6 protein-coding genes are annotated in these 4,295 nt (G+C 58.1%); 2 read left to right on the forward strand and 4 right to left on the reverse strand.

All coding sequences use genetic code 11. The annotated features are described in order from the left end of the window. Together ACXRVY_RS18705 and ACXRVY_RS18710 are read right to left on the reverse strand one after the other, a co-directional pair. Positions 1-539, reverse strand: a 539-nt coding sequence (locus ACXRVY_RS18705) for a response regulator (RefSeq protein ID WP_458237955.1), incomplete at its 3' end; no start/stop codon positions are given. A 219-nt stretch (positions 540-758) separates the two neighbouring features. Continuing rightward, entirely contained in the window at positions 759-1,517 is a 759-nt protein-coding gene (locus ACXRVY_RS18710; RefSeq protein ID WP_458237956.1) for a tRNA-uridine aminocarboxypropyltransferase, read from the reverse strand. 188 nt (positions 1,518-1,705) lie between these two features. Between ACXRVY_RS18710 and ACXRVY_RS18715 the strand changes: the two genes are divergently transcribed. Further along, positions 1,706-2,128: a PA3611 family quorum-sensing-regulated virulence factor gene (locus ACXRVY_RS18715; RefSeq protein WP_223458436.1), complete on the forward strand. Its 423-nt coding sequence runs from the start codon at positions 1,706-1,708 to the stop codon at positions 2,126-2,128. Here the strand turns inward: ACXRVY_RS18715 and ACXRVY_RS18720 are convergent, their stop codons facing one another. Continuing rightward, positions 2,129-2,323 (reverse strand): hypothetical protein, encoded by a 195-nt coding sequence (locus tag ACXRVY_RS18720; RefSeq protein WP_223458434.1) that lies wholly within the window; start codon positions 2,321-2,323, stop codon positions 2,129-2,131. Positions 2,324-2,804: 481 nt separating this feature from the next. On the opposite strand from ACXRVY_RS18720, the gene ACXRVY_RS18725 reads away from it, so the two are divergent. Further along, positions 2,805-3,923, forward strand: a complete 1,119-nt coding sequence (locus tag ACXRVY_RS18725; protein ID WP_223458432.1) for an LOG family protein — start codon at positions 2,805-2,807, stop codon at positions 3,921-3,923. A 44-nt stretch (positions 3,924-3,967) separates the two neighbouring features. Here ACXRVY_RS18725 and ACXRVY_RS18730 read toward each other — a convergent pair. After that, positions 3,968-4,295: regulatory protein RecX (locus tag ACXRVY_RS18730; RefSeq protein WP_458237957.1), on the reverse strand; the 328-nt coding region annotated here is incomplete at its 5' end.

Below are 4,295 nucleotides of genomic sequence, written 5' to 3' on the forward strand. Positions count from 1 at the left end.
GAAACACTCAGCACGTAGGCGATCTGCTTATTCAGCAAGCCTTCGCAGACCATGGTCAGCACCCGGAATTGCTGCGGCGTCAGGCTGGCAAGACCTTCGCTGGCCGCCTTGGCCTCTTGCGAGACGCTGACCGCTTCGAACGCCTGCGGCGGCCAGAACACGTCACCATCGAGGACCGCACGCACGGCTTTCTGGATCACACTCAAGTCGCTGGATTTGGGAATGAAGCCACTGGCGCCGAATTCACGAGACTTGACCATGATGGTCGGCTCTTCCTGGGCCGAAACCATGACCACCGGAATCTGCGGGTACTGACCGCGCAGCAGGACCAGTCCGGAAAAACCGTAGGCTCCCGGCATGTTCAGGTCCAGCAGCACCAGATCCCAATCGGATTTTTCCGTCAGGCGGACTTCCAGTTCGGCGATGCTCGCCACTTCCACCAGACGGACATCCGGGCCAAGGCCCAGGGTCAGCGCTTGATGCAAGGCACTACGGAAAAGTGGGTGGTCATCGGCAATCAGGATTTCGTATGTGGCCATTTTTCAAATGATCCTGTTTTTTTCATGGGACGCCCGATGCATTCGGACCTCGCCAAAGCACCTCAAGGCACAGCCACGGAGCTGCACCGACAAGGCACGTTCAACGCAAAAAACGCGTTGCAAATTCAGGCCGCACCCTGATCGGAGCCAAGCATGCCCAGCGAAGCCGGGGTGGTCAAGCAGCATGGCCGGTACAGGTTATTGCAGCATGCGCAACAATCAGCCCATCAACGGAGTGACCGGCTGAACATAGGGCATCAACTCGGCGTGCGCCGGGGTCGAAACGTTCATGTCCAACTGATGTTTGGCGTCGAGGTAATGCTGGCTGAACACATCGAAGTAGGCATCCAGCGCCGAGGCTGCGGTTACATCGCCTGCAAGGTCGAGGCACAGCGCCGCCACTTCCGCCGTGCACAGATGCTCGCTGCGAGTCGAGCGGCGCAACCGGTAGCGGGAGAGTTTCTCCGGCAGCAGGCTGAGGATCGGCAGTCGGTCAAAATAGGGGCTCTTGCGAAAGATCTTCCGCGCTTCGGTCCAGGTCGCATCCAACAAAATGAACAGCGGGCGCTTCGTGCCATCGACGTCCACAGTGTTTGTCACGCGTTCAGGTTCGAYGTACTCCCCCGGAAACACCAGATAAGGCTGCCATTGCGGGTCGGACAATAGCGCCAGCAACTTCGGATCGATCTCGGTACGGGACCAGATGAAGGCATGGTTGTCAGGTACCACGTCGGCGATCAGCCAACCGGTGTTGCTTGGTTTGAACACTTCCTTGTTGGTCATGATCAGACACACGCCGGAGCGGGTAGCGACCTGCGGACGCCATGCGCACAGGCAGTGACTCTCGATCACCCGGCAGTCACGGCAGCGCGTCGCGCGCCAGCCGCGGGCCTGAATCGGCTTGATGCCCTCCTCCTCGCGCTGATCGCGCAAACGGGCGACGGCATTCAACGCAAAGCGCGCGGGGGTATGGCTCATAGCGGGCAACGCCCACAGAGAAGGGAAATCGACACGAAAAACACTCGACAGGGTAAAAAGTGCCAGCAGTTTACCAGACCGCCCGGCGCAAGCCTGTACCGTCCAGCCCACCTCCCCTATAATCCGCCGCCACTGAACGCACAGTCACGTGACGGGTCAAAGCCCCATCACTGAACCAGGAGAGTTTCATGCTGCGCCTTATCGTTCCTACCGCGGCCATTTTGCTGGCGTCGTCCTTCAACGCCCAGGCTGCGTCCTTGAAAGACACGGAACTGAACAAAATGCTGCAAAACGTCGCCACCCAGAGCAGCGTCGGCACTCCGCGAGCGATCAACGAAGACATTCTCGATCAAGGCTACACCGTTGAAGGCAAACAGCTGATCAACCACCTGAGCGTGCAGAGCAGCCACGCCGACAAGATGCGTGCAGACCCGAAAGCCGTGTACTTCCAGTTGGGGGCTTCTGTCTGCCGAAACGAAGGGTTTCGCAAGCTGATGGCCAGGGGCGCAATCATGCGTTACGACTTCACCGAGGTGAAGACCAACCGCCCGGTCGGCTCCGCAAGCTTCCAGGAATCGGATTGCCTGCAACCGGCCAGGAAGAAAAAGTAATCACCTGGAATTGGCGCGCCGCTGTTCATCTTCGGCGCGCAGTTCTGCCAGCAGCGCCTGCAAGTAATGTGAACGGCGTTCGCCACCGCGCAAACGTCGGCAGCACTCCTCTTCGAGACTCCAATGATGGGTCTCGGCTGATGACTTCAGCAATCGATACAGCTGCGTATCGATCTCCAGAACGACTCTGGCCATGGTTTCCCGCCTCCCTGCACTTCACTCATGTTTGAGTGATAAATCCTTGAATCGCTTGTACCGTGCGCCCTGCCGTTGACGCAAAGTTGTCGTGTGACGCTTGTAACTTAGTAAATCAGAGCGCCGCACATGCGACGAACGTTCAGACGAGCGGTGAATACACCTTGCAAATCGTCAATAAGCGGTTGCCAGGAAAGACGTTGTGGCGCAATGATCAAGGCAGCGCAAATCACTGTGAAGGTCTAGATTTCAGGGTATCCACGTTCACTTTTTCAGGGCTGGAAAGGGGCTGGCCGTCGCTTGTCGTGCAGTGCGAACGTTTCTTTCATCCAAGGGAAAAACAGGGCCTGTTTGGATGATCCGATGTTTTCGGATCAAGTAGATCGCCCAGGCATGGGCCTGGGCAGACAGCGACACATGGAGTGTCGTGGCTCCGACGTACGTTGTCGGGCCGAAGGTTCTGTGCAGAAGGAGAAGTTGAATGCCTTACCAACCGAATGACCTCCTGAGCCGTCATTTTGAAGAAAGCGGCCACGACCTCATCAGCAAGGTCGAAGAACAACTCAAGCTGATTTCACCCAACAGCCCGAACATCCCGATCTACCGCGACATGATCCTGACCGTGCTGCGCATGGCTCAGGAAGACCACAATCGCTGGAATGCCAAAATCACCCTGCAAGCCCTGCGCGAGCTGGAACAGGCTTTCCGCGTGCTCGAACAGTTCAAGGGGCGACGCAAAGTCACTGTTTTCGGCTCGGCCCGTACCCCCATGGAACATCCGCTCTATAGCATGGCCCGGGAACTCGGCACCGCGCTGGCGCGCTCGGACCTGATGGTGATCACTGGCGCCGGTGGCGGCATCATGGCCGCCGCCCATGAAGGCGCCGGTCTGACACACAGCCTGGGGTTCAACATCACGCTGCCCTTCGAGCAACATGCCAACCCTACTGTCGACGGCACGACCAACCTGCTGCCCTTCCACTTCTTCTTCACTCGCAAGCTGTTCTTCGTCAAGGAAGCCGATGCCCTGGTGCTGTGCCCGGGCGGCTTCGGTACGCTGGATGAAGCGCTGGAAGTGCTGACGCTGATCCAGACCGGCAAGAGCCCATTGGTGCCAGTGGTGCTACTGGACATGCCGGGCGGCAAATTCTGGCAAGGCGCACTGGACTTCATTCACCAGCAACTGGAGGAAAACCACTACATCCTGCCCACTGACATGAAGCTGGTGAAACTGGTCTACAGCGTCGAAGAGGCGGTGGAGCAGATCAACCAGTTCTACAGCAACTTCCACTCCAGTCGCTGGCTCAAGCATCAGTTCCTGATTCGCATGAATCACACACTCAATGACCGGGCACTCGAGCATATGCAGGAAGCTTTCGCCGACCTGTGTCTGAGCGATCATTTCCATCAGCACGTTTACAACGGTGAAGTACACGACGAAGCCGAGTTCAGCCATCTGGCACGGCTGGTCTTCAACTTCAACGCCCGCAATCATGGCCGTCTGCGCGAGCTTGTGGACTACATCAACCTGCCGGAAAACTGGGCACAATCAACCCCCCAAGTGCAGCAACGCACGCGGGAGCCGTCAAAGGTTACGTGAGGCATAAAAAACGGCCCGTTATCGAAATAGCAGGCCGTTTCAGTTCAATCGTCCATCCCTCGACCGCTGAACAGGCGGTTGATCATCTCCATGGAATATCCCCGATACGCCAGGAACCGGCCTTGTTTGGCTCGCTCCCGGGCGTCTGCCGGCAATTGCCCGGAGAACTTGCGCCGCCAGGTATCGGCCAGCTGCTCCTGCCAGTCGATACCGCTCTCACGCAGGGCGAGCTCAATATCGGTGCGCTGCAGGCCGCGCTGGCTCAACTCTTCACGAATGCGTAAAGGGCCATAACCGGAACGGGCGCGGTAGGAAACGAAACTTTCGAGGTAACGGGTTTCGGACAACAACCCCTCTTCCGTCAACCGGTCG

The sequence above is a fragment of the Pseudomonas sp. P5_A2_2 genome, from assembly GCF_054177685.1.